The organism is Bradyrhizobium nivariense, assembly GCF_029846695.2.
GTDB lineage: Bacteria > Pseudomonadota > Alphaproteobacteria > Rhizobiales > Xanthobacteraceae > Bradyrhizobium.
This window is the reverse complement of sequence record NZ_JARWCR020000003.1, coordinates 244562-268393: the sequence shown is the minus strand read 5'-3', so window position 1 is coordinate 268393 and position 23832 is coordinate 244562. Positions and strand designations below refer to the sequence as shown.

The following is a 23832-nucleotide window of genomic DNA, read 5'->3' as shown; positions in this document are numbered from 1 at the left end:
GAGTGCGCGCCAACTCAGAGACTGCCATGACAACGACCCTTGCCGCCAAAATCGCCCGCGAATACGGCACGCCCTGCGCCGTCATCGACATGGACAGGGTCGAGCGCAACATCGCGCGCATCCAGAAGGCCTGCGATGACGCGGGTGTCGCCAACCGTCCGCATATCAAGACGCACAAGAACCCGACGATCGCCAGGATGCAAATCGCTGCTGGCGCCAAGGGCATCACCTGCCAGAAGCTCGGTGAGGCCGAGATCATGGCCAATGCCGGCATCGACGACATCCTGATCAGCTACAATCTGCTCGGCGACGAGAAGATGGCGCGGTTAGGGGCGCTGCAGGCGAAGGCCAACATGACGGTCGCCGCCGACAATTCGACCGTCGTCGCCGGCTTGCCCAAGGCCGCTGCGGCCTCAGGCCGACCGCTGTCGGTCGTGGTCGAATGCGACACGGGACGCAAGCGCGCCGGCGTCGAGACGCCCGCCGAGGCGATTGCGCTGGCGCAGGAGATCGCTGCATCCAAAGGGCTGCAATTCGCCGGCTTCATGATGTATCCGACCGAGACCGGCTGGGCCGACGCACAGAAGTTTTTCGACGAGGCGCTGGCCGGCGTGCGAGCGCACGGGCTGGATGCAAAAATCGTCTCGACCGGCGGCACTCCGAACCTCAAGAATATTGGCAAGCTCAAGGGCGGCACCGAGCACCGCTTCGGCACCTACATCTACAACGACCGCATGCAGGTCGCCGCCGGCTCCGCCACCTGGGACGACTGCGCGCTGCACATCTATTCGACGGTGGTCAGCCGCGCCGCGCCCGAGCGCGGCATTCTGGACGCCGGCTCCAAGACGCTGACGACGGACACCGGCGGCCTCGACGGCCACGGCCTCATCCTGGAGCACCCCGAAGCGAAGATCGCGCGCTTCGCCGAGGAGCACGGTTTCCTGGACCTCTCCCGCAGCAACACCCGGCCTAATGTCGGCGACGTCGTGCGGATCGTGCCCAATCATGTTTGCGTCGTCGTCAACATGATGGACGAGGTCGTGATGGTGCGCGGCGAGGAGATCATCGGCACGCTGCCGGTAGCGGCGCGGGGGAAGCTGCGCTAGCCCCCGATCAGCGCCTGAAGTTCCCGGACCAGTCCATCGCGGAAGAGTTTGATCGGCCGCTCCAGCCGCCCCGCGGGCGCGCGATGCACCACCCATGCGCGAACGGCGGGTTTGAAGTCGCGCGCAGCGACCGGCTTGAGCTTGTCGCGAAACGCGCTGCGTTTCAGGGCGATCGGGGTGACCAGCCCGACGCCGAGGCCGCGCGACACCAGCGACAGCCGAAGCTCACTGTCCAGTGCCTCGACGGCGATGTTGAACGGCAGATGCGAGGCATCGAATTTTCGCTTCAGCATATCGCGAAATCCACAGCCGTCCTGATTGATCACCCACGACAGCTGGGACAGCCGTTCCAGGTCGACGGTGCGCGGGATCTTCATGTCGCGTGCGACGACGAACACGACGGGCTGTGCGCCGAGATCGTCGGTCGCGAGATCGGCCGGTGGCACCGCGCCGTCGGGCAGGCAGATCGCGGCTGCATCGAGTTCGTTGCGGCAGACACGCTCGAGCTGGTTCGGCGACCAACCGGAAACGACCCGCACCGCCAGCGCGGGAAATTCGGCGCGCACCGCATCGAGCGGTGCGGTCAAGCCCGCCTCGGAGAGGAACGGCGTCAGACCGAGCCTGAACTCGCCGCGCACCATTCCGTCATTGGCGACGCCCGACTTGAGGTCGTCCAGCATCCTGAGCAGGCGCCTGCCCTGCTCGTAGGCCTCATGGCCCGCGGCCGTCGGCTTCAGCGGCTTCGAGAGGCGATCCAGAAGCTGCGCCCCCAGCATCTCCTCGAGATTCTGGATACGCCGGGTCACGCCGGGCTGGGTGAGATTGAGACGCGCCGAAGCCGCGACGATCGATCCGGTCTCGACCACGGCGACGAAGGCGACAAGGTCATGGGTATTCATAATAAACTCGCATATTCTTTATAGGCTTATTTGAATTGTAGCATATTGATCGCCCGGCTTAAAGGATCCCGCGCCACAGCTGCGAGGTCCCATGACTATCTCCGAAACCACCAGGCCTGCGTCCCGAAACCAGCTCGCCGAGCGGCCCCTGATCTGGCTCGGCGCGATCACCGCCGGTGTCGTCGTCACCAATTTGTTCGCGGCGCAGATCCTGCTCGGCCTGATCGGCCGGTCATTGTCCATGCCCGCGTGGCAGGCCGGCCTGATCAGCACGCTGACCTTGCTCGGCTATGCACTCGGCCTGTTGCTGCTCGTGCCTCTGGTCGATCTCGTCGAGAACCGGCGTGTCATCCTCCGCACGCTCGGCTGCGCCATCCTCGCCGCCCTCGCGACGGCGCTCGCGCCGACGCCCTCGCTCCTGCTGCTCGCCACCTTCATCCTCGGCGCCTGCTGCGCGGCGATCCAGATGATGGTTCCGCTGGTCGCATCCATGGTGGCGCCGGATCGTCGCGGGCAGGCGATTGGCGAGGTGATGAGCGGATTGATGATCGGCATCCTGCTGTCACGACCTGCGGCGAGCCTGATCGCCGATCTCTGGAGCTGGCGCGCCTATTACGTCGTCTCGGCCGCTCTGATGGCTCTGCTCGCCGGCGCGCTCGCCCGTTACCTTCCGACCCTTCAACCGACGGCACGCGCGAGCTACGCCGAATTGCTGCTGTCCTTTCCAAGGCTGCTGCGCGAAGAGCCCGTGCTGCGTGTGCGCGCCTGGACCGCATCGCTTGTCATGGCCTCCTTCACAGCGTTCTGGTCGGCGGTCGCGCTGCGGCTGCCGGAGGCGCCGTTCGACCTCGATGCCAAGGGAATTGCCGCGTTCGCACTGATCGGCGTAGCGGGCGCCGCGGCGACACCGATGGCCGGCCGCTGGGGCGACAAGGGCCGGGCGCGTCCGATGTTTCTTGCGGCCCATCTGCTCATCATCGGCTCGCTCGCACTCTGTGCCTGGGCCGGCGTGCTGGAATCCCAGATCGCCGGTCTGCTGGTACTGAGCCTCGGCACGATCCTGCTCGACGTCGGCATCACCACCGACCAGACCCTGGGCCGCCGCGCGATCAATCTTTTGCGCCCCGAGGCCCGCGGTCGCATCAACGGCCTGTTCGTCGCGCTGTTCTTTATTGGAGGTGGCGTCGGCGCCGCGGCGGCATCGCTGGCCTGGAGTTTTGGCGGCTGGACGATGGTCTGCGTGGTGGCGGCGAGCTTTGGCGTGCTCGGTCTGATTACGGATCTCGTGACCCGAACAGGGACATCATGAGTACCGCGGAGGCTCGAAGGGCGCCGGCGTTTTACGGGCGCTTCAGCCACTCCAGAACGCCCCTACCCGCGGCGCCGCCGGTCGCGAATGAGGCTTGCAGCAGATAGCCACCGGTCGGCGCCTCCCAGTCCAGCATCTCGCCGGCGGCAAAGGTACCGGGCAGACGGCGCAGCATGAAGTGCTCGTCGAGCTCCTCAAAAGTTACTCCGCCTGCGGTCGAGATCGCGCGATCGATCGGGGCGACGCCAGTGAGCTGAACCGGAATTCCGTTGATTAGCCGTGCGAGATCGGCTGGCGAGAACGAGGCCAATGGCCGACCGGATGCGATGGCGGCCTCCTGCATCAGGCCGATGCCGACCGGCGATACTTGCGCCGCCTTGCGCAGGAAATTTGCGAGCGATTGCTTGCCGCGCGTGCCCGACAGCCGCGTGGTCAGCGCGGCGGCGTCGAGGTCGGGCCGCAATGCAATCGTAAGCGTCACCTGCCCGAGACCCAGCACCGCCTCGCGCAACTCCGACGACAGCGCATAGATCGCGCCACCCTCGATGCCACTGCGGGTGATCATCGCTTCGCCGCGCACCGTGTGCGCACCGATCGTCAGCGCCACGCCCTTGAGCGGCTGCCCTTCGAAACGATCACGGAAAACGTCCGACCATGCGACGGTGAAGCCGGAATTGGCCGGCCGCAGCTTCGAAACGGCAATGCCCTTTGCCGCGAAGATATCGACCCAGCCACCGTCCGACCCGAGCCGCGGCCAGCTGGCGCCGCCGAGTGCAAGCACCGTTGCCTTGGCTTCGATCGCCCGTTGCCCCCCCATGGTGCGAAACAGCAATCGTCCTTCCCCGTCCCAGCCGATCCAGCGCTGGCGAAAGGCAAAGCGCACGCCGGCGGCATCGAGGCGTCGCAGCCAGGCGCGCAGCAAGGGCGAGGCCTTGAACGCTTTCGGAAACACACGCCCGCTGGAGCCGACAAAAGTCGGTTCGCCCAGCGCCTCGCTCCAGGCACGCAGCCGGTCAGGCGGAAACGCTTCGATCGCCGCCTGCAACCTCGGCGCCGCCTCGCGGTATCGCGCCATGAATTGGGGCAGCGGTTCGCTGTGGGTGAGATTGAGCCCGCCGCGGCCGGCCATCAACAATTTGCGGCCCGCGGACGGCATCGCGTCATAGACGGTAACGCGGGCGCCGCCCTGCGCCAGCACTTCGGCCGCCATCAGCCCGGCAGGGCCGGCACCGATGACGGCGACGGCTGTCAGAGTTTTACCCCGGCTCGCGCCGCGGCCTGCGCCACGTATTTCTGCGTCTGCTCGAACGCCCCCGTCAGCGCCTTCGCCTTCGACATGTCGCTGATCTCGGCGAAATGCGCCGCGACCGCGTCCGGGGTCCACTCGGACTCCGGCAGGTTGACGCCTTCGCTCTCGACGATCTTGATCACCGCGAACGAGCCGGCGCCAGCGCCCATGATGGTGCGGGTCGGCGCGTCCTCGCTCAGCATGTACTCGACCGCCGGCGTGATCGCGTTCGGCTTCATCAACTGCAGCGCCTGCGGCGGCAGTAGCTCTTCCGTCATGCGGGTTGCCGCCGTCGGCGAGATGATGTTGACGCGGATATCGGTCTTGCGGCCCTCTTCCGCCAGCACGTTCATCAGGCCGACCATGCCGGACTTGGCCGCACCGTAATTGGCCTGGCCGAAATTGCCGTAGAGGCCGGACGACGACGTGGTCAGCACGATGCGGCCGTAGTTGCGGTCGCGCATGCCGGCCCAGGCCGCCTTGCAGCAGTAGAAGGTGCCGACGAGGTGGACGTCGAGCACCTTCTGGAAATCGGCCGCTTCCATCTTGCCGAACGACTTGTCGCGCAAAATGCCGGCATTGGCGCACAAGAGATCGACGCTGCCCCACTCCCTGGTGGCGCGCTCGACCATCGCGGTGACCTGCTCGAAATTGGAGACGTCGGCGCCGTCGGCCATGGCGATGCCGCCGGCCTTGCGGATTTCCTCGACCACGGCTTCCGCGGGCGAGAGCGAACCGCCGCTGCCGTCGCGCGCGCCGCCGAAATCGTTGACCACGACTTTCGCGCCGCGGCTCGCCAATCCCAGCGCATGCGCCCGTCCGAGGCCATTGCCCGCGCCGGTGACGATGGCGACTCGTCCGTCGAACCTGATTGCCATGAGTGTGCTTCCCGGATGTTAGATCGTCATGGCCGGGCTTGACCCCGCCATCCATCAAATCGACAGGCTTTTTGAGCAGCGATGGATTGCCGGGTCAAGCCCGGCAATGACGGGCAGCGTCAGGCGAAATAGATCAACCCAAGCCACTCCGCGACCAGCGCAGGCTTGTCCTCGCCTTCGATCTCCACCGTGACGTTGGTGCGCGACTGCAGCTCGTTCGGCTTGCGCAGCTTGGCTTCCGCCAGCACGAAACGGCCGCGGACGCGTTTTCCCGAACGCACCGGCGAGATGAAGCGCAGCTTGTCGAAACCGTAGTTGACACCCATCGTGGTGCCCGCGATGACGGGCATCACTTCATAGGACATGATCGACAGCAGCGACATCGTCAGGAAACCGTGCGCGATGGTGGTGCCGAACGCGGTTTCCTTCCTGGCTCTTTCAGGGTCGACGTGAATGAACTGATGATCCTCGATCACGTCGGCATAGGTATCGATGCGGGGCTGGTCGATCAGGTGCCACGACGATACGCCGATCTCTTTGCCGACCATGGCCTGATAGGCCTGAAGCGTGATCGGCGGCTTCTTCCAGACTTCGTTCACTTAGGTCTCACTCCGTGTTTTCGGCAGCTCCGGAAAATCCTCTTCGCGGAATTCGCGGCCGCGCAGGGGATCATTGCGGTCGTCGTCGCGCTCCAGCCGTCGGAGCTGGACGCGGCGGATCTTTCCCGAGATCGTCTTCGGCAGCTCGGTGACGATTTCGAGGCGGCGGATGCGCTTGAACGGCGCAAGGCGCGTGTGCAAATGTTGGAAGATGGAGAGCGCCGTCGCCGGCGAACGCTCCGCGCCGGAAATCAGCAGCACGAAGGCCTTGGGGATCGCCAACCGGATCGGATCCGGGCTCGGCACCACGGCGGCTTCTGCGACCAGTTCATGCTCGAGCAACACGCTCTCGAGCTCGAACGGGCTGATCCGATAGTCGGACGATTTGAAGACATCGTCGGACCGGCCGACGAAGGTGAGATAGCCATCGTCGTCTTCGAACACGACGTCGCCGCTGCGATAGAGCTCGCCTTCGGCGCCGGACAGCGTACCGTCGTCGCCCTGATAGCCCTGCATCAGACCGGCGGGATGCTGAGTGCCCAACAGCAGCGTCACCTCACCCTCCTTGGCAGGGTTGCCGTCGGCGTCGCTGACCTGCACGCGGTAGCCCGGAAGCGGCCGGCCCATCGAGCCGACCTTGATCTGTTGCCCCGGCGAGTTGCCGGCGAGCGCGGTCGTTTCAGTCTGGCCGTAACCGTCGCGGATGGTGAGCCCCCAGGCGGCCCGCACCTGATCGATCACCTCCGGATTGAGCGGCTCGCCGGCACCGCAGACCTCGCGCAGCGCCACCTTGAACGACGCAAGGTTCTCCTGAATGAACAGGCGCCACACCGTCGGCGGCGCGCACAGCGTGGTGACGCCGCAGCGGCCGATGGTGGCGAGCAGGCCCTTGGCGTCGAAGCGTGACTGGTTGACCACGAAAACGGTCGCGCCCGCGTTCCACGGCGCGAAGAAGCAGCTCCAGGCGTGCTTGGCCCAGCCGGGCGAGGAGATGTTGAGATGGACGTCGCCGGGTTTCAACCCAATCCAGTACATGGTCGAGAGATGACCGACGGGATAGCTGCGCTGGCTATGCCGCACCAGTTTTGGCTTTGCGGTCGTGCCCGAGGTGAAATAGAGCAGCATCGCGTCGTCGGCGTGGGTCGGACCATCGGGCGCAAAACTCTCCGAAGCCTTCGCCGCATCGTCGTACGAAAGCCAGCCATCGGACTCAACGCCAACGACGATGCGGACGATGTTCTCCGCACCAAGGCTGGTGAATTTTGCGATCTGATCCTGCGCGGCCACCACGGCCTTCGCCTTGCCGCGATCGAGCCGGTCGCGCAGTTCGTCGGCGGTGAGCAACGTGGTCGCGGGGATCACAACGACGCCGAGTTTCATCGCGGCCAGCATCGTCTCCCACAGCGGAACCACATTGCCGAGCAGCAGCAACAGATGATCGCCGCGCTTCAGGCCCTGCGCGCGGAGGAAGTTCGCGACCTGGTTGGAGCGGCGCGACAACGCCCCGAACGAAAGCTTGGTCTGCCGGTCCTGCGCAGCATCGACGATCCAGAGCGCAGGACGATCCTTGCTGTCCGCATTCGCCGCCAGCTCGGCGTCGAACCAGTCGAGCGCCCAGTTGAAAGGAACCGGATCGGGCCAGCGGAAGCCTTTGACCGCTGTCTCGTAATCCGTACGGTTGTGAAGCAGAAACGCACGCGCTTCCTGAAATGTCGTCATCAAGTTTTCCCGGCCAGCCCCCTAACGTGCTTGATAATTCCGGAAAAATCCACCCCGCCCTGGCCGGCTGCGTCGAAGGACTGATAGAGTTCCTGCGCATGCTTGCCGAGCGGCGTCGCCGCACCCGCGGCCTTGGCGGCGTCCTGCGCCAGCGTCAGATCCTTGACCATCAGCGCCGAGGCAAAACCCGGCTTGTAATCGTTGTTGGCCGGCGAGGTCGGCACCGGGCCCGGAACCGGACAATAGGTCGTGAGCGACCAGCACTGGCCCGACGAGGTCGAGGCGACGTCGAACAGCGCCTGATGCGAGAGCCCGAGCTTCTCAGCCAACGCAAACGCCTCGCTCACCGCGATCATGGAAATGCCGAGGATCATGTTGTTGCAGATTTTTGCCGCCTGGCCCGCGCCGGCGCCGCCGCAATGCACGATCTTCTTGCCCATGTTCTCCAGCACGGGCTTTGCCGCCGCAAACGCGGCGTCATCGCCGCCGCACATGAAGGTCAGCGTCGCACCCTTGGCACCGCCCGTGCCGCCGGAGACCGGCGCGTCGACCGAAAGCACGCCGTTGTTGGCGGCCAGCGCATGCGCCTGGCGCGCACTTTCGACGTCGATGGTGGAAGAATCGATGATCAGCGCGCCCTTGGTCATGGCGGGAACGACCTCGTTCCAGACGCCGAGCACATGCTTGCCGGCCGGCAGCATGGTGACGACGACGTCGGCACCCTTCACCGCGCCCGCTGCGCTGTCGGCGATGCCGGCGCCGTCGGCCTTGGCCTGGTTGCGGGAGGCCTCGGCGAGGTCGAAAGCGACGACCTTGTGGCCGGCCTTGACGAGATTGGCCGCCATCGGGCCGCCCATGTTGCCGAGACCGATGAATGCGATCGTGGCCATCTCAATGTCCTCCCGTGATGCGTCTCGTTGATTAGTTGAACTTCAATTCGTCGGCGCCGATCTCGGCGAGGTACGGCGCAAGCATGTCCGGCGTGACGTCCTCGATCCGCGGCGGCGACCAGGTCGGATTGCGATCCTTGTCGATCACGGCCGCGCGTACGCCCTCGCGAAAATCGTCGCTGCGGAAGACCTCCAGCGCGGCGCGATATTCGCGCACGAGGCACTCCTCCAGGCTCGACGCCGTGCGCGCCAGCCGCAAAAGCTTCAGCGTCACCACCATGCCGCGCGGCGACTTCTCATTGAGCGTCTTCAATGTCGCATGGGCGAACTCCGAGCCGTCGCGCTTGAGCGCAGCGAAAATGTCCTCCATGCGGTCGAAACCGAACAATGCGTCGATCGTCGCCTGCTTGGCTGCCACCGGCCCCGCAGCCTCGCCGGTCGCAAAACCGTTGACGAGCTTGCTGACATCGGCCGCGTCCGCACCGGAGCTAACTTTCGTCAACGCCTCGCGCAGCCCCGGCCATTTGGCCGCCGGCACGACGGCATCAGCGAATTTCGCGTGGGTAGCATCCGGCCCATTCATGGTCTGGCCGGTCAGGCCGAAATAAGTGCCGATCTCGCCGGGCGAACGCGAGAGTAGCCAGGTGCCGCCGACATCGGGGAAGAAGCCAAGCCCGACCTCGGGCATCGCGAGCCTGGTGCGGTCGGTGACGACGCGATGGCTCGCATGGGCCGAGAGTCCGACGCCGCCGCCCATCACGATGCCGTCCATGAAGGCGACATAGGGTTTTGGCAGCTTCTTGATCCGGGCGTTGAGGATGTACTCTTCCCGCCACAGGATCTTGCCGAGGTCGCCGTCGACCTTCGAGCTCTCCCAGAGCGCGCGGATGTCGCCGCCGGCACACAGGCCGCGCTCGCCGGCACCTTCCAGCAGGATCACGGCAACCGCGGGGTCGGCCTCGAAGCCGTCGAGCGCCTTGTCGATGTCGCGAAACATCTCCAGCGTCACGGCGTTGATCGCCTTGGGGCGGTTGAGCCTGATAACGCCGGCCGAGCCCTCGACCCGAGCGACCAGATCGCCCTCTTCCATACCACTCATCGGGCGCCCTCGATCAATTTGCGCGCCACGATCAGCCGCATGATTTCATTGGTGCCTTCGAGAATCTGGTGCACGCGCAAATCGCGCACGATCTTCTCGATGCCGTATTCGCTGAGATAGCCGTAGCCGCCATGAAGCTGGAGCGCCTGGTTGGCGACCTCGAAGCCGGCATCCGTGCCAAAACGCTTGGCCATCGCACAGAGCATCGTGGCATCGGGGTCCTTACGGTCCAGCGCCGCCGCGGCGCGCCACAAAAAGGTGCGCGCGGCCTCGAGCTCGATCGCCATGTCGGCGAGCTTAAATTGCAGCGCCTGGAATTCGTCGAGGCGCTTTCCAAAAGCCTTGCGTTCCTTCATGTAGGCGCGCGCCTTGTCGAGCGCGGTCTGCGCCCCGCCGAGCGAGCAGGCCGTGATGTTGAGACGCCCGCCGTCGAGGCCCGCCATCGCGATCTTGAATCCGACGCCCTCCTCGCTCAGCCGGTTGGCGACCGGCACGCGGGCGTTCTCGAAGATCACCGCGCGGGTCGGCTGCGCGTTCCAGCCCATCTTGCGCTCATTGGCGCCGAAGGAGACACCCGGCGTCTTGCCGTCGATCACAAGCGTCGAGATGCCGCCGGGGCCGTCGGCGCCAGTGCGAACCATTGCGACCAGGAGATCGGTGCCGCCGGCACCTGAGATAAACTGCTTCTGGCCGTTGAGGATGTATTGATCGCCATCGCGCACCGCGCGGGTGCGCAGCGCAGCCGCGTCCGAGCCGGCGCCCGGCTCGGTCAGGCAGTAGCTCGCGATCAGCTCCATGGTGCAGAGTTTTGGCAGCCACTTCTGGCGCTGGGTATCGCTGCCATAGGCATCGATCATCCAGGACGCCATGTTGTGGATGGAGATGAAGGCCGAGGTGGTCGGACAGCCCGTCGCCAGCGCCTCGAAAATCAGCGCCGCGTCGAACCGCGTCATGGCGGAGCCGCCGACATCCTCGCGGATGTAGATGCCGCCCATACCGAGTGCGGCGGCCGCGCGCATGACTTCGACGGGGAAATGCTTCTCCTCGTCCCAGCGCAACGCGTGCGGCGCGATCCTCGAAGCCGCAAACGCCAACGCCATGTCGCGAACCGCGACCTGATCCTCGTTCAGAGCGAACTGCATCGTTGCCGCCTGTCGCCTTTATCCGTTCGTCATTGCGAGCGCAGCGAAGCAATCCAGCATCCCTCCGCGGAGACAGTCTGGATTGCTTCGTCGCAAGAGCTCCTCGCAATGACGGTGGACGAAATCACTTCATCAGCGGGATCGAGAACTCCGCGCCTTCCTTGACGCCGGACGGCCAGCGCGAGGTCACCGTCTTGGTCTTGGTGTAGAAGCGGACCGAGTCCGGGCCGTGCTGGTTGAGATCGCCAAAGCCCGACTTCTTCCAGCCGCCGAAGGTGTAATAGGCGATCGGCACCGGGATCGGTACGTTGATCCCGACCATGCCGACGTTGACCTTGGCCGCGAAATCGCGCGCCGCGTCGCCGTCGCGGGTGAAGATGGCAACGCCGTTGCCATAATCATGCTCCGACGGCAGCGCCAGCGCTTCCTTGTAGTCGTGCGCGCGCACGACCGAGAGCACCGGGCCAAAAATCTCTTCCTTGTAGATCCGCATGTCCTTGGTGACGTTGTCGAACAGCGAGCCGCCGAGATAGAAGCCGTTCTCGTAGCCCTGCATCTTGAAGCCGCGGCCGTCGACGGCAAGCGTCGCGCCTTCCTTGATGCCGATGTCGATGTAGCCCTTGACCTTCTCGACTGCCTCGCGCGTCACCAGCGGACCGTAGTCGGCGGACGGATCGATCGAGGTGCCGATCTTGAGCGACTCGACGCGCGGGACCAGCTTTTCCATCAGGCGGTCGGCGGTGGACTTGCCGACCGGGACCGCGACAGACACGGCCATGCAGCGTTCGCCGGCCGAACCGTAGCCGGCACCGATCAGTGCGTCGACCGCCTGATCCATGTCGGCGTCGGGCATGATGATGGCGTGGTTCTTGGCGCCGCCAAAGCACTGGCAGCGCTTGCCGGTCTGCGCGGCGCGCTCGTAGATGTATTGCGCGATCGGCGTGGAGCCGACGAAGCCGACGGCCTTGATATCGGGATCGTCGAGGATGGCGTCGACTGCTTCCTTGTCGCCGTTGACGACATTGAGGATGCCAGCCGGCAAGCCCGCCTCGATCATCAGCTCGGCGAGCATCATCGGCACGCCGGGATCGCGCTCCGACGGCTTCAGGATGAAGGCGTTGCCGCAGGCGATCGCGGGCGCAAACTTCCACATCGGGATCATCGCCGGGAAATTGAACGGCGTGATGCCGGCAACGACGCCGAGCGCCTGGCGCATGGAGTAGATGTCGATGCCGGGGCCGGCGCCTTCGGTGTACTCGCCCTTCATCAGATGCGGGATGCCGCAGGCGAATTCCGCGACCTCGAGGCCGCGCTGGATGTCGCCCTTGGCGTCGGGAACGGTCTTGCCGTGCTCGCGGGCGAGCAGCTCGGCGAGCTTGTCGTAGTCGCGCTGCACCAGCTCGACGAACTTCATCATGACGCGGGCGCGGCGCTGCGGATTGGTCGCGGCCCATTCCGGCTGTGCGGCGCGGGCGTTTTCCACGGCGGCGCGGACCTCGGCCTTGGACGCCAGCGCCACCTTGGCCTGGACGTCACCGGTCATCGGCTCGAAAACGTCGGCGGTGCGGCCCGAGGTGCCCTTGACCTCCTTGCCACCGATGAAATGTCCGATTGAACGCATGGAATAATCTCCTTGGAAGTCGAGCCCGATCGCTTTGACAAATCCTATCAACCTGCATTTTATAGGATTCAAGTCTGAGATAATGCACCATAGATGTGCGAAAATGCTGGATCAAGGCGCGATCGACTGGGACGACTTCCGCTTCGTGCTGGCCATCGTGCGGGGCGGCTCGGTGTCGGCTGCCGCAAAACAGCTCGGGGTGGACCATGCCACGGTGATCCGCCGGGTCGATCGGCTGGAAAAGCACCTCTCGGCAAAGCTGTTTGACCGCCGCAAGACCGGCTATCTCCTGACCGAGGCCGGCCAGCGCGTCGCCGACAGCGCGGAGGCGATGGAATCGACCATCGTCGCCAACCAGGAACAGGTCGGCGGCTCGGTCGCGCGGCTGACCGGCACGGTGCGGATCGGTGCCCCCGACGGGTTTGGCACCACCTTCCTGGCGCCACGGCTCGGAGCCTTCGCCGACCGGTATCCCGATCTCGACCTGCAACTTGTCGCGACGGCGCGGCTGTTCAGTCTCTCCAAGCGTGAGGCCGACATCGCCATCAGCCTGACCATGCCGAAGGAGGGCCGGATCGTCGGACGCAAGCTGCTCGACTACAAGCTCGGGCTTTATGCCGCACCCGCCTATCTCGACCGCTTTCCGACAATCACCTCACGCGAAGTGCTGCCGCAGCATCGTTTTGTCGGTTACATCGAGGAGTTGCTGTTCACGCCCGAGCTCGACTATCTGCCGCAGGTGTCGCCGAAGATCTCCGCGCGCCTGCGCAGCGCCAATCTGATCGCGCAACTCAATGCCACGCTCGCCGGCTTCGGTATCGCCGTGCTGCCGCACTTCATGGCGGCCGACTATCCGCAGCTTGTTGCGGTGCTAACGCAAGAGGTCTCGATCACCCGCACCTTCTGGATGCTGATGCACGCCGACAGCAAGGACCTGGCGCGGATCAGGGCTGTGGCGGATTACATCAGCGAGATCGTGGAGCGCGAGCGGGCGCTGTTCGCGGGAAGGTAGAATTTACAGGGAGAGGAGCACGACTGCCACACCCTCATGGTGAGGAGGCGCGAAGCGCCGTCTCGAACCATGCAGGCCAACATCTCACCCGCGGCCATCCTTCGAGACGACCGCTTCGCGGTCTCCTCAGGATGAGGTCCGGAGCCCATGGCTGTCGCTAGTCGCTAACTCTGCTTCGGCTTCTTGACCGCCGTTACCTTCGGCTCACGCCGCGCGCCATCCAGCGCGCTGTCCCTGCCCGTCTTCAGCACCTCGTCCGACAGCTCGCTCGAGCCGGCGATGCGCGCGAGCAGCATGGTGCCGGCCATGGTCGCCAGCGACGCGATCGCCTGCTTGCGCGCCGCCTTGCGCGGCAGGTTCGGGATGAAGTCGGTCATCATCTCGATCATCTCCTCGAGCTTGCCGGCAAAGGCTCTTCGCGTCTTCGGGCTCTCGCGGGCGATCTCGGCGCCGAGCGCGGGGATCGAGCAGCCGTGACCGGGGTTGTCGCGATGCACCGTCGAGAGATAGGTCTCGACGATCTGGGTGAGCTGCTTCTCCGGCGCGACCTGATCGGATTGCCTGCGCCAGTGCTCCATCCCGCGATCCATGGCGTAGCCAAACGCCTCGATCACCAGCGCCTCGCGGGAATCGAAATGGGCGTAGAAGCCGCCATGGGTCAGGCCCGCTTCCTTCATGAGGTCGGCGACGCCAATGCCGTGGGCACCCTTCTCGCGCAGCCGCACCGAGGCCTTCTTCACGATACGGTCGTGGGTTTCCTGTTTGTGTTCCCGGGAATAGCGCATGCGGGTCTCATTGAATGTCGAAGATCATTTTATAACACAGAAATGGACCAGGCGGTGCATTAATTCATGTTAAGACATTGCCGATCATCGAAAAGGTTGCAGTTGCATGGACCGCGAGCGCCCCCTTGCCGTCGCGCACAAATCCCTCGGTGTAGCTGCTCTGGCGTCCCAGCTTGATCACTTTACCTTCGGCTGAGATCAGCCCGGAACGAACCGAGAGCGGACGCAGGAAGGTCATTTTCAGGTCGAGAGTCACTGAGCTCTGCCCAGCTTCCAACCTGGTCGAGATCGCACAGCCCATCGCGGTGTCGATCAACGCCGCCGCGGTCGCCCCGTGCAGCAAGCCGATGGTATTTTCGAGATCTTCGCGCGGCTCCAGTTCCATGACGATCCGGCCCGGTTCGACCACGGCCATGGTGAAACCGATCAGTTTTGCGAAGGGTGGCGGCGGCAAGCGGCCGTCGCGGATGCCCAACATCGCGTCCATGCCGGAGAGCCCCATGGCGGCTTTCGCAACCGGGGCCGGAACCTGCCAGTCCACCACGCGCTCGCGTCGCTGCGCGGGCGAAAACAGGTCGAGTTGATTGATCTCAGTCATGGCCGCCCCTTTGGATGATATACATCATACTATGCCGCGGACTTCACGCTGGCAACTCCGCCTCTCCTGCCCGCTTGACAAGCCGAGCGTTTCGGCTCGGAAGTAAGCCCCGACCCGCGCGTCGGCGCATGTCCACAAAAATCAGAGATCTCGCCATGGAAATGCTCAACACCCACTGCGGCGTGACGCGCGATGCGCGCGGCGTCGTTCATGTCACGATCTGTAATGCAGGTTCACTCAACATCCTCGGCTCGCCCGTGACCGACGCGGTGCGCCAAGGCTTGCAACAGCTTGGCTCCGACCGCAGCATTCGCGTGGCGGTGCTGCGCGGCCAGAGCGAGAAGAGCATGATCGGCGGCGCCGACATCAAGGAGATGGCCAAGCTCGACCAGAGATCGGCCGAGGCCTTCATCAGCCGCCTGCGCGATCTCTGCGAGGCCGTGCGCGCCTTCCCGGCCCCCATGATCGCGCGCATGCCGGGCTGGTGCCTCGGCGGCGGGCTCGAGGTGGCCGCGGCCTGCGACTTCCGGATCGCCGCGCATGATGCGCATTTCGGCATGCCGGAGGTGCGCGTCGGCATTCCCTCGGTGATCCATGCCGCGCTGCTGCCGCGCCTGATCGGCTGGGCCCGCGCCCGCTGGCTGGTGATGACCGCCGAGAACATCGACGCGCCGACGGCGCTGGCCTGGGGCCTGGTCGACAAGGTCGCGCCGGAGGGTGGACTGGATGCCGAGATCGAGCACCTCGTGAAAGCGCTGCTCGAATGCGGGCCTGAAGCGCTGCGGTCGCAGAAGGCGTTGCTGCGGCAGTGGGAGGAATTGCCGCTGACGGAGTCGGTGAACCTCAGCGTGAAGGTGTTCGGCGAGTCGTTCCTGACCGACGAGCCGACGCGGCTGATGCAGGCGTTCGTGAACAGGAAGCGGTAGGCGAGCCGCAACCACAGTGTCATGCTCCGCGAAGGCGGGGCATCCAGTACGCCGCAGCCTCTCCGTATCCCCGCGCTGCCTCTGGAATACTGGATCGTCCGCCTTCGCGGACGATGACAGGGCCTGTAGGAAGAGACCTTCCAAACATCAGCAAATCTCATCCGAACCACGACAATTTCTCATGCCGGGCGCCGTTGCATTTTTTGCGCCGCATCATATGATGTGTGTAATCTTATTCACCGATCATCGCAGGGAGTCCCCCATGGCCGAAGCCGCCGATCCCGTCGTCATCGTCTCCGCCGTCCGCACTCCGCTCGGCCGCTTCATGGGCGAGCTGTCGCCGCTCGCCGCACACAAGCTCGGATCGCACGTGATTGGAGCTGCGCTGGAGCGGGCACAACTCGCGCCGGAGAAGGTCGACGAGGTCTTCATGGGCTGCGTGCTGCCGGCCGGACAAGGCCAGGCGCCGGCGCGGCAGGCCGCCCGTGCGGCCGGACTTCCTGACGCCACCGGTGCCACCACGGTGAACAAGGTCTGCGGCTCCGGGATGAAGGCGACCATGCTGGCGCACGACATCATCCGCGCGGGCTCGGCCGACATCGTCGTCTCCGGCGGCATGGAGAGCATGAGCAACGCGCCGTATCTCTTGGCGAAGGCGCGCGGCGGCTATCGCGCCGGCCACGACCGCATCATCGACCACATGATGATGGACGGGCTGGAAGACGCTTACGAGACCGGCCGCTCCATGGGCGATTTCGGTGAAGCGACTGCGGAATCCTATCAGTTCACCCGCAAGGACCAGGACGCCTATGCGATGGAGACGCTGAGCCGCGCGCGCAAGGCGGTCGAGGGCGGTGCGTTCAAGGCCGAGATCGCGCCGATCACGCTCACCGAGAAAGCAGGCCCCCGCATCGTCGCCAATGACGAGCATCCGTTGAAGGTCGATCCCGCAAAGATCCCCGGGCTGAAGCCGGCCTTCCGCGCCAACGGCACCATCACGCCGGCAGCCTCCTCTGCGAACGCTGACGGCGCCGCTGCGCTGGTGCTGACGAAGCGGTCGCTCGCCGATCGCAATGGGCTGCCTGCGCTGGCCGAGATCAAGGGCCACGCCACCCATAGCCAGGAGCCGCAATGGTTCACCACGGCGCCGATCCCGGCGATCCGCAAGCTCTTGGACAAGGTCGGCTGGAGTGCCGGCGATGTCGATCTGTTCGAGATCAACGAGGCCTTCGCCGTGGTGGCGATGGCGGCGCAGCGCGATCTCGGCATTCCCCGCGAGAAGCTCAATATCAACGGCGGCGCCTGCGCGCTCGGCCATCCCATCGGCGCCACCGGCGCACGGCTGATCGTGACGCTGCTGCATGCGCTCGAGGCGCAAAACCTCAAGCGCGGCGTGGCGGCGCTCTGCATTGGCGGCGGCGAAGCCACAGCGATCGCGGTGGAGCGCTTGACGCACTGACATAGAAGTCCGGAAATGAGGGAACTCTGTCATTTCCGACAGACGAGTCCCGTGCCATTCTGCAAGCTCGCGCAGGTGTTTCAAGAGCAAGTGTTTCAAAACCTGCCCACCAAGATTGAGGCCCAATGATCTCGAACTGGCTCGCGGCAACACTCGGCCGCCGCAATATCCACTACGGCTGGGTGATGGTCGGCGTGACCTTCCTCACCGCGCTGATCAGCGCCGGCACGGTCGGCGCGCCCGGCGTGTTCATCGTTCCCCTTCAGAAGGAGTTCGGCTGGAGCACGGCGGAGATCTCATCCGCGCTGTCGATCCGCTTCATCCTGTTCGGGCTGATGGCGCCGTTCGCAGCTGCCCTGCTCAACCGCTATGGCCTGCGCAACGTCACGCTGACCGCGCAGCTCATCGTCGTCTCCGCGCTGGTGCTCTCGCTCGGCATGACCGAGGTCTGGCAGCTCGTGGCCCTGTGGGGCGTGGTGATCGGGATCGGCACCGGCATGACCGCGCTGGTGCTGGGCGCCACCATCGCGACGCGCTGGTTCGCGGCGCGGCGGGGCCTCGTCGTCGGCATCATGACCGCGAGCGTCGCCACCGGCCAGCTCGTGTTCCTGCCGCTGCTCGCAAGCCTGACCGAACGTTTCGGCTGGCGGCTTGCACTCGGCTTCGTCTGCATCGCGCTTGGCGTTTCCGCCCTCGCGGTCCTGCTCGCGATGCGCGACCGTCCGAGCGATTTGGGCCTGCGCCCGTTCGGCGACGAAGGCACCGAGCCCCTGCCCGCGCCGCCGGTCAGCCATGGCTCGATCACCGGCGTCGCGCTTGGCACGCTGCGCGACGCCTCGAAGAGCAGCGCATTCTGGGTCTTGTTTGCGACGTTCTTCGTCTGCGGCGCATCCACCAATGGCCTCGTGCAGGTGCATCTGATCCCGATGTGTCTCGATTTCGGCATCCCGCAGGTGCAGGCCGCGGGCCTGCTGGCTGCGATGGGCATCTTCGACTTCTTCGGCACCATCATGTCGGGCTGGCTGTCGGACCGCTACGACAACCGCTATTTGCTGTTCTGGTATTACGGCCTGCGCGGGCTCTCGCTGATCTTCCTCCCGTTCAGCGATTTCTCGTTCTATGGGCTCTCGATCTTCGCGATGTTCTACGGGCTCGACTGGATCGCAACCGTGCCGCCCACGGTGCGCCTCACCGCGCAGAAATTCGGGCCCGAGCGCGCCAATCTGGTGTTCGGCTGGATCTTCGCCGGCCATCAGCTCGGCGCGGGCACCGCCGCCTTCGGCGCCGGTTTCTCACGGACGGTCTATCAGAGCTATCTGCCCGCATTCTTCATCGCGGGCGCACTCTGCGTGTTCGCCTCGCTGATCGTGCTGACGCTGTCGCGACAACCGAAGCCAAAGCCGCAAGCCGCGATGGCTTAGTACCTGATCGTGGTGGTGACGCCGAGGACTGCGGCGTCACCGATCCGCGCGACAGCGGTCGGGTCGTTCGGATTTGGAATGCCGCCGGAGGGGCGGAACACATATTGGAAGTACGGCGCGATCAGCCAGCCCGGCTTGATGTGCGCCTCGTAGATCATCTCGATCAGCGTCTCGTTGCTGCGCACCGGGCTCTGGATGCCGGTGTAGAACTGGGTGTCGAGATCGAGGTTGCGCGCAGTGTTCGAGATGCGCATATAGGCCGCCGCCACGCCGAACCGGTCGAGCGGACGACCGGGTACGAAGCCGACGAAGCCGATGCCGCCGTCCAGATAAAGATCGATCAGATTGCGGTCCGGCGGGCTGTAGGCGATGCGGCCGAACGCGGTGACGCCCGGGATCGAGGCCGAGGTGGTGTTGTCCTTGACCTCCGGCGGGCGGTAGAGCACCTGCTCGATGACTGCAAAGATACCGTAATTGCCGCGAAGCTTTGCCGGAACGCCGCTTCCGCTGGGATCCGCGATCGATAGCCCGTCCGCCGTGAAGCGCTGGCTGTCGAACGAGCCATAATGCTTCCAGGCACCCGGCGTGATATTGCCGGCGAGCGGGCGGCCGCCGATATCGATGTCGTAGTTGAAGCGAACCTGCCCGATCACCCACGGCGGGTCGTTGACGCGGAAGGCGAGACCATGATGGTCGCGAATCTGCGGATCGGCATCGCCTGGTCCTGACGGATCGCCGTTGAAGACAGCACCGAATGCCGTGATCTGATCCGTCAGCGCGGCCTTGATGCGAATGCCGGGGACCGCGATCGGCGGCGCCGGGCCGCCGGCCGGAAGGTTGCTCGCCTTGATCGCGGGCCAGCCGAACGTGCCGTTGATGAAGAGGTCGTCGGTCTGGCTGTCGAAGAACTCGACATCGGCCGCCTGCTGGCCGGCCCTGATGTTCAGCCTGTCATTGAACAGGCTCTGCTCGAAATAGGCGTTGTAGAGCCGCTGGTCCGGCAGCGCCTCGATCTCGCTGATGGTGGCGAGATTCATGACGTAGTTGCGGGAGAGCCCGCGCCCGTAGATCACGAAGGCATTGGCGTAGAAGCGGCCGCCGGTCCAGCCGACCAGCTTGTCGAGATCGGCATCGACCGACAGATCGAGCCGGCCGAAATGGATGGCGCCGCGCTTGACGCCACCCGACACATTGCCGATGTTGTCGGCGATATAGGTGGCGCCGAAATTCAGGCCCTTGTCGGCGAGGCCGTCATGCCACTCGTTGAACCATTTCGGAGCCAGCCACCCCGCCACGCTTTCGTCCTTGGCGCCGGCGAACGCGCTCGTGCCTGCCACTGTCGAGGCCAGCGCAACGGCAGCCGCATGTCGCAGCGGAAATTGATGAGCAGCCGCGATCACGGCTGATACCGGCTGGCGCACGCTACTTGAAGATGCCCGTGCGCCGCATGAAGAGATAGGCCGCACCGACCGACGAGGCCATCAGGAGAGCCGCCCAGACAAATCCGCTCTCGACGTCGGTCAGCGGCAGGCCCTTGGTGTTCATGCCGAAGATGCCGGTGATCAGCGTCGGCGGCAGCAGCAGCGAGGTCACGATCGAGAGCGTGTGGAGGTGATGGTTGCTCTCCTCCTCGTTCTTGAAACGCAGTTCCTCCTCGAGCAGGCGACTGCGCTCGCGCAGCTCGACGATATCGTGGTCGAGGCCGTCCAGCCGCTGCGCCAGCTTGCCGGCCTGGATTCGCAAGTCGGGCGACAGGTGGTCGGTGTTCTTCTGGTCGAGGCGGTGGAACAGCGTACGCAGGCCGGTGAGCTGGCGATGCAGCCTGACGCAGGTCCGGCGCAGCCGGCCGAGATTGCGGCGCATCTCCGGCCTGGCGTCGTCGGCCAAAATCCGCTCCTCGATGTCGTCGATCTCCTGGCCGAGCTTGTCGGCCATCCGGTCCAGCGTGTCGGCGACCTCGTCGACGATCTTTTCGAGGAGATGGGCGACGTTGTCGACGCGGTAGCCGCCTTCGAGCACCCGGCGCGTCGCATCCGCCGAGCACAGCGCCTGATGGCGGCCACTGATCAGGAGCCGCTCGGTCATGGCGAAGCGCAGGAACGCGGTCTCCTCCGTCGCGCTGTCGATGTCGCGCACGAGGTCGGAGAACACGCCGTAGACGCAGTGGTCGATGACGTGAAGCTGCTGGAAGGTGTCGTTGGACAGCAAGAGCTCGCGCGCGAGCGGCGGCAGCTGGGACGCGGCGATCCACGGCCGTGCGCGCGTGTCCGTGAGGTTGAAATGCAGCCAGAGCCGGCCGTCATGACTGAACTCGATCGGCTGGTCGATCGGCAGCGCCTCGGCACCGCCGTCGCTGTGGAGGCGGAACGCCCACACCAGGCCGGGAATGGCAGGCACGGAATCCGATATCGCGCTGACAAGCTTTGCCGGCTCAGCCATGACCAACCCCAACCGTCAACGAATGCCCCGTCCTAGAGATGGCTGACGGCATCTTCCGGACCCACGCGGGTACTCAATTACGGCATTGTTACAGTTTGATGATGGCGCCCTACTCGGCCGCCAGCCCGGTCGCGGCCGCCGCCTCGGCTTCCCCGATGTAGTCGTGCACGACGCGGCCGAACGGCAGCGTCAGGTCGGCGATGTAATGATGCGCGCCGAGGCAGCGGCGGACCGGGAAATCGGCGACGGGCGCGTTGACATGCGGCACGAGATGCAGCCGGCCGGGCCCGATCCAGGAGCCCTTCGGCACGATGTCGATGAGGTTGATCGCGACGAGCTGGCAGATCTCGAGACGGCCGTCGACGCCGGGGATCATCTTCAGATTGATCTGCGTCTTCGACAGCGTCGCTCGGGTCAGATCGCCGTTGCCGGCCATGCTCTCGTGCTTGTAGCCCATCGTGCCCATGGCGACGAGCTGGCCGGCATATTCCAGCGTGCCCGTCAGCGTGTCCTTGACGATCTCGAGTTTCGGATGGGCGTATTTCTTGGGAAAGCCCCAGATCTCGCGGCCGGCCGCGATCGGCGGATCATCGTCCAGATACATCTGCGAGACGAAGTTGACATCCTCGCCGTGCAGGCGCGCTGGGATGACTAGGCCGGACTCGGTGTAGCTGCCGAAGCCGGAAGAGTCCGGCATCTTGATCCATTCGTAATGCACGATCGGCTGGTCGATCGGCTCCAGCGGGTCAGGCAGGCCGGCGCGGATCAGGTCCGGATCGGTCTCGTAGGTGATGACCAGGAATTCGCGGTTGACGAAGCGATAGGGCCCGGCCGGATAGCTCGGCCCGGCGGCCGGCATGGACGGAAGTCTCAGCAAATCTTCCCTGCGCATCGCTGGTCTCCTCTCGTGATGCTGATGTGATGCCCGCCCGGCAGCGTCAGGCGGCGATGCAAATTGCTAGCCGCCGTCATTGACTGCGATGTGAAGGATTTCCGTCAGGCGCACGACCGCAACCATTCCCAAGGCGGCCATGGTGCATGCAAGCGATGCATCGGCGCCAAATTGTCATCACGCCGTCACCGCGGAACGCAATCGTTTTGGTTCACGCAGGGAGGCACACCATGGACGCCCGCACATATCAGACACATCAGCCTCCCTCACGAGGCTGGCGGCCCGAGCGCTGCGACCGCGTCGCGCTGGTGCTGCAAGGCGGCGGCGCGCTCGGCGCCTACCAGGCCGGCGTCTACCAGGCGCTGCACGAGGCCGGTATCGAGCCCGACTGGGTCTGCGGCGTCTCGATCGGCGCGATCAACTCCGCCATCATCGCCGGCAACAAGCCGGAGAAGCGGCTCGAGGCGCTGCGCATCTTCTGGGAGCGCATCACCAACCGCAAGATCTGGCACTACACGCCTGACGGAGACATCTTCCGCCAGTGGCGCAATCTCACCAGCGCGTGGATGACGTCGGCGATGGGCCAGCCGGGCTTCTTCAGCCCGCATCAGGTCAATCCCTGGTTCAGCCCGGTCGGCGCCCGGACCGCCACCAGCTATTACGACACGATGCCGCTGAAGGAGAGCCTGCTCGAGTTCGTCGACTTCGACCTCATCAACGAGAAGAAGGTTCGCTTCGCGGTCGGCGCCGTGAACGTGCTCTCCGGCAATTTCATCTATTTCGACAATTCCCATGACGAGATCGAGCCGGAGCACATCATGGCTTCCGGCGCCCTGCCCCCGGCACTGCCGATGGTACGGATCGGCACCGATCATTTCTGGGACGGCGGCATCGTCTCCAACACCCCACTGCAGCACCTGCTCGAGCAGGAAGACGCGCTCAATTCGCTGGTGTTCCAGGTCGACCTGTTCAGCGCACGCGGCGTGCTTCCGCGCTCGATCCAGGACGTGATGGCCCGCCACAAGGACATCATGTATTCCTCGCGCACCCGCCACAACACCGACGTCTACCGCCGCACCCACAATCTCAAGGTCCAACTCTACAAGGCGCTGGCCAAGCTTCCCGACGAGCAACTGTCCGACGAGGAGCGCAAGCTCAAGGCGAGCCTGCGCGACATGCCAGAGATCGCGATCCTGCATCTGATCTATCAGCAGAAGGCCTATGAGGGCGACGCCAAGGACCACGAATTCTCGGGCACCTCGATGCGCGAGCACTGGGCGAGCGGCTACGAGGACACCAAGCGCACCCTCAAGCGCCGCGACTGGATCAAGATGCCGGACGAAGGCATGGGGCTGGTGGTGCACGACGTGCACCGGGAGACGGAGAGCGCGTAAGGGGGATCGAAGCTCTCGTGTCCCGGACGCGCAGCAACGCCCAAGCGTTGCCGCGCAGAGCCGGGACCGAGATGGCGACACGGTGCGTCGCAGTGATATGGGCCCCGGCTCTGCAGCGCACCGTCGAAGAGACGCTGCGCTGCGTCCGGGGCACGAGACTGCGGCATAAACACCTTCCATTCAGAACACACGGCTTTGCATTCTCGCGGCTCATTTCGCCCGAGCTTTGCTCTCTTCTTCGCCGCTCTCGCAAGAAAGGGCGCAGGGAAGGCCGGGCGCCGGCTGGCACCCGCAGTCCCGCGTGCGAAAAAGACGCGCACGGGGTGGACAACAGGTGACGCCGAGCAACCGGCCTT

General features: G+C 65.1%; 20 protein-coding genes and 1 pseudogene. 7 read left to right on the top strand and 14 right to left on the bottom strand.

Translation table 11 applies throughout. The features are described from left to right. Nucleotides 1-26: 26 nt before the first annotated feature. Nucleotides 27-1106: a D-TA family PLP-dependent enzyme gene (locus tag QCM77_RS04765; protein WP_279665569.1), complete on the top strand. Its 1080-nt coding sequence runs from the start codon at nucleotides 27-29 to the stop codon at nucleotides 1104-1106. On the opposite strand, the gene QCM77_RS04760 is transcribed toward QCM77_RS04765, so the two are convergent. Continuing rightward, entirely contained in the window at nucleotides 1103-2005 is a 903-nt protein-coding gene (locus QCM77_RS04760; RefSeq protein WP_279665571.1) for a LysR family transcriptional regulator, read from the bottom strand. The two genes, QCM77_RS04765 and QCM77_RS04760, sit on opposite strands and share 4 nt — an antisense overlap. A gap of 91 nt (nucleotides 2006-2096) precedes the next feature. On the opposite strand from QCM77_RS04760, the gene QCM77_RS04755 reads away from it, so the two are divergent. Continuing rightward, on the top strand, nucleotides 2097-3314 hold the full coding sequence (locus QCM77_RS04755) for an MFS transporter (protein WP_279665572.1): 1218 nt from the start codon (nucleotides 2097-2099) through the stop codon (nucleotides 3312-3314). 31 nt (nucleotides 3315-3345) lie between these two features. On the opposite strand, the gene QCM77_RS04750 is transcribed toward QCM77_RS04755, so the two are convergent. The 8 genes and pseudogenes from QCM77_RS04750 to QCM77_RS04715 all read right to left on the bottom strand — a co-directional run bounded on the left by QCM77_RS04750 (nucleotide 3346) and on the right by QCM77_RS04715 (nucleotide 12550). Then, nucleotides 3346-4566 carry a BaiN/RdsA family NAD(P)/FAD-dependent oxidoreductase gene (locus tag QCM77_RS04750; RefSeq protein WP_279665691.1) on the bottom strand — a complete coding sequence of 407 codons (1221 nt, stop codon included), beginning with the start codon at nucleotides 4564-4566 and terminating at the stop codon, nucleotides 3346-3348. After that, a complete protein-coding gene (locus tag QCM77_RS04745; protein ID WP_279665573.1) occupies nucleotides 4563-5480 on the bottom strand; it encodes an SDR family NAD(P)-dependent oxidoreductase in 918 nt (305 codons plus the stop codon). Before QCM77_RS04745 ends, QCM77_RS04750 begins: the two co-directional genes overlap by 4 nt. Nucleotides 5481-5599: 119 nt before the next feature. After that, entirely contained in the window at nucleotides 5600-6079 is a 480-nt protein-coding gene (locus tag QCM77_RS04740) for a MaoC family dehydratase (RefSeq protein ID WP_279665574.1), read from the bottom strand. Further along, nucleotides 6080-7798, bottom strand: coding sequence for an AMP-binding protein (locus tag QCM77_RS04735; RefSeq protein ID WP_279665575.1), 1719 nt, complete (start codon nucleotides 7796-7798; stop codon nucleotides 6080-6082). After that, nucleotides 7798-8706 (bottom strand): annotated as a pseudogene (mmsB, locus tag QCM77_RS04730) (3-hydroxyisobutyrate dehydrogenase); the annotation flags it as partial. The gene QCM77_RS04735 and the pseudogene mmsB, both read right to left, overlap by 1 nt. A 13-nt stretch (nucleotides 8707-8719) precedes the next feature. Further along, nucleotides 8720-9787 carry an enoyl-CoA hydratase/isomerase family protein gene (locus QCM77_RS04725; RefSeq protein WP_279665576.1) on the bottom strand — a complete coding sequence of 356 codons (1068 nt, stop codon included), beginning with the start codon at nucleotides 9785-9787 and terminating at the stop codon, nucleotides 8720-8722. Next, the gene (locus tag QCM77_RS04720; RefSeq protein ID WP_279665577.1) at nucleotides 9784-10929 is read right to left on the bottom strand and encodes an isobutyryl-CoA dehydrogenase; all 1146 of its coding nucleotides are present in this window, start codon (nucleotides 10927-10929) and stop codon (nucleotides 9784-9786) included. The genes QCM77_RS04725 and QCM77_RS04720 overlap by 4 nt, the downstream gene beginning before the upstream one ends. Before the next feature lie 124 nt (nucleotides 10930-11053). Continuing rightward, nucleotides 11054-12550: a CoA-acylating methylmalonate-semialdehyde dehydrogenase gene (locus QCM77_RS04715; protein ID WP_279665578.1), complete on the bottom strand. Its 1497-nt coding sequence runs from the start codon at nucleotides 12548-12550 to the stop codon at nucleotides 11054-11056. Between the two features lie 103 nt (nucleotides 12551-12653). Between QCM77_RS04715 and QCM77_RS04710 the strand changes: the two genes are divergently transcribed. After that, complete coding sequence (locus QCM77_RS04710) at nucleotides 12654-13562, top strand: LysR family transcriptional regulator (RefSeq protein ID WP_279665579.1); 909 nt, start codon at nucleotides 12654-12656, stop codon at nucleotides 13560-13562. A gap of 164 nt (nucleotides 13563-13726) precedes the next feature. Here the strand turns inward: QCM77_RS04710 and QCM77_RS04705 are convergent, their stop codons facing one another. Together QCM77_RS04705 and QCM77_RS04700 are read right to left on the bottom strand one after the other, a co-directional pair. Then, nucleotides 13727-14347: a TetR/AcrR family transcriptional regulator gene (locus tag QCM77_RS04705; RefSeq protein ID WP_279665580.1), complete on the bottom strand. Its 621-nt coding sequence runs from the start codon at nucleotides 14345-14347 to the stop codon at nucleotides 13727-13729. Nucleotides 14348-14411: 64 nt separating this feature from the next. Beyond that, nucleotides 14412-14945: a PaaI family thioesterase gene (locus QCM77_RS04700; protein ID WP_279665581.1), complete on the bottom strand. Its 534-nt coding sequence runs from the start codon at nucleotides 14943-14945 to the stop codon at nucleotides 14412-14414. Nucleotides 14946-15100: 155 nt separating this feature from the next. On the opposite strand from QCM77_RS04700, the gene QCM77_RS04695 reads away from it, so the two are divergent. The 3 genes from QCM77_RS04695 to QCM77_RS04685 all read left to right on the top strand — a co-directional run bounded on the left by QCM77_RS04695 (nucleotide 15101) and on the right by QCM77_RS04685 (nucleotide 18751). Further along, nucleotides 15101-15871 carry an enoyl-CoA hydratase gene (locus QCM77_RS04695; protein ID WP_279665692.1) on the top strand — a complete coding sequence of 257 codons (771 nt, stop codon included), beginning with the start codon at nucleotides 15101-15103 and terminating at the stop codon, nucleotides 15869-15871. A gap of 262 nt (nucleotides 15872-16133) precedes the next feature. Beyond that, on the top strand, nucleotides 16134-17330 hold the full coding sequence (locus QCM77_RS04690) for an acetyl-CoA C-acyltransferase (RefSeq protein WP_279665583.1): 1197 nt from the start codon (nucleotides 16134-16136) through the stop codon (nucleotides 17328-17330). 125 nt (nucleotides 17331-17455) lie between these two features. After that, complete coding sequence (locus QCM77_RS04685) at nucleotides 17456-18751, top strand: MFS transporter (protein WP_279665584.1); 1296 nt, start codon at nucleotides 17456-17458, stop codon at nucleotides 18749-18751. Here the strand turns inward: QCM77_RS04685 and QCM77_RS04680 are convergent. From QCM77_RS04680 to QCM77_RS04670, 3 genes are all read right to left on the bottom strand, one after another. Continuing rightward, entirely contained in the window at nucleotides 18748-20151 is a 1404-nt protein-coding gene (locus QCM77_RS04680) for a carbohydrate porin (protein WP_279665586.1), read from the bottom strand. The genes QCM77_RS04685 and QCM77_RS04680 overlap by 4 nt on opposite strands. Before the next feature lie 22 nt (nucleotides 20152-20173). Then, nucleotides 20174-21190 carry a transporter gene (locus QCM77_RS04675; protein WP_279665587.1) on the bottom strand — a complete coding sequence of 339 codons (1017 nt, stop codon included), beginning with the start codon at nucleotides 21188-21190 and terminating at the stop codon, nucleotides 20174-20176. A gap of 109 nt (nucleotides 21191-21299) precedes the next feature. Continuing rightward, complete coding sequence (locus QCM77_RS04670; protein WP_279665588.1) at nucleotides 21300-22082, bottom strand: acetoacetate decarboxylase; 783 nt, start codon at nucleotides 22080-22082, stop codon at nucleotides 21300-21302. A 230-nt stretch (nucleotides 22083-22312) separates the two neighbouring features. Between QCM77_RS04670 and QCM77_RS04665 the strand changes: the two genes are divergently transcribed. Beyond that, complete coding sequence (locus QCM77_RS04665; protein WP_279665590.1) at nucleotides 22313-23476, top strand: patatin-like phospholipase family protein; 1164 nt, start codon at nucleotides 22313-22315, stop codon at nucleotides 23474-23476. Nucleotides 23477-23832: the final 356 nt, after the last annotated feature.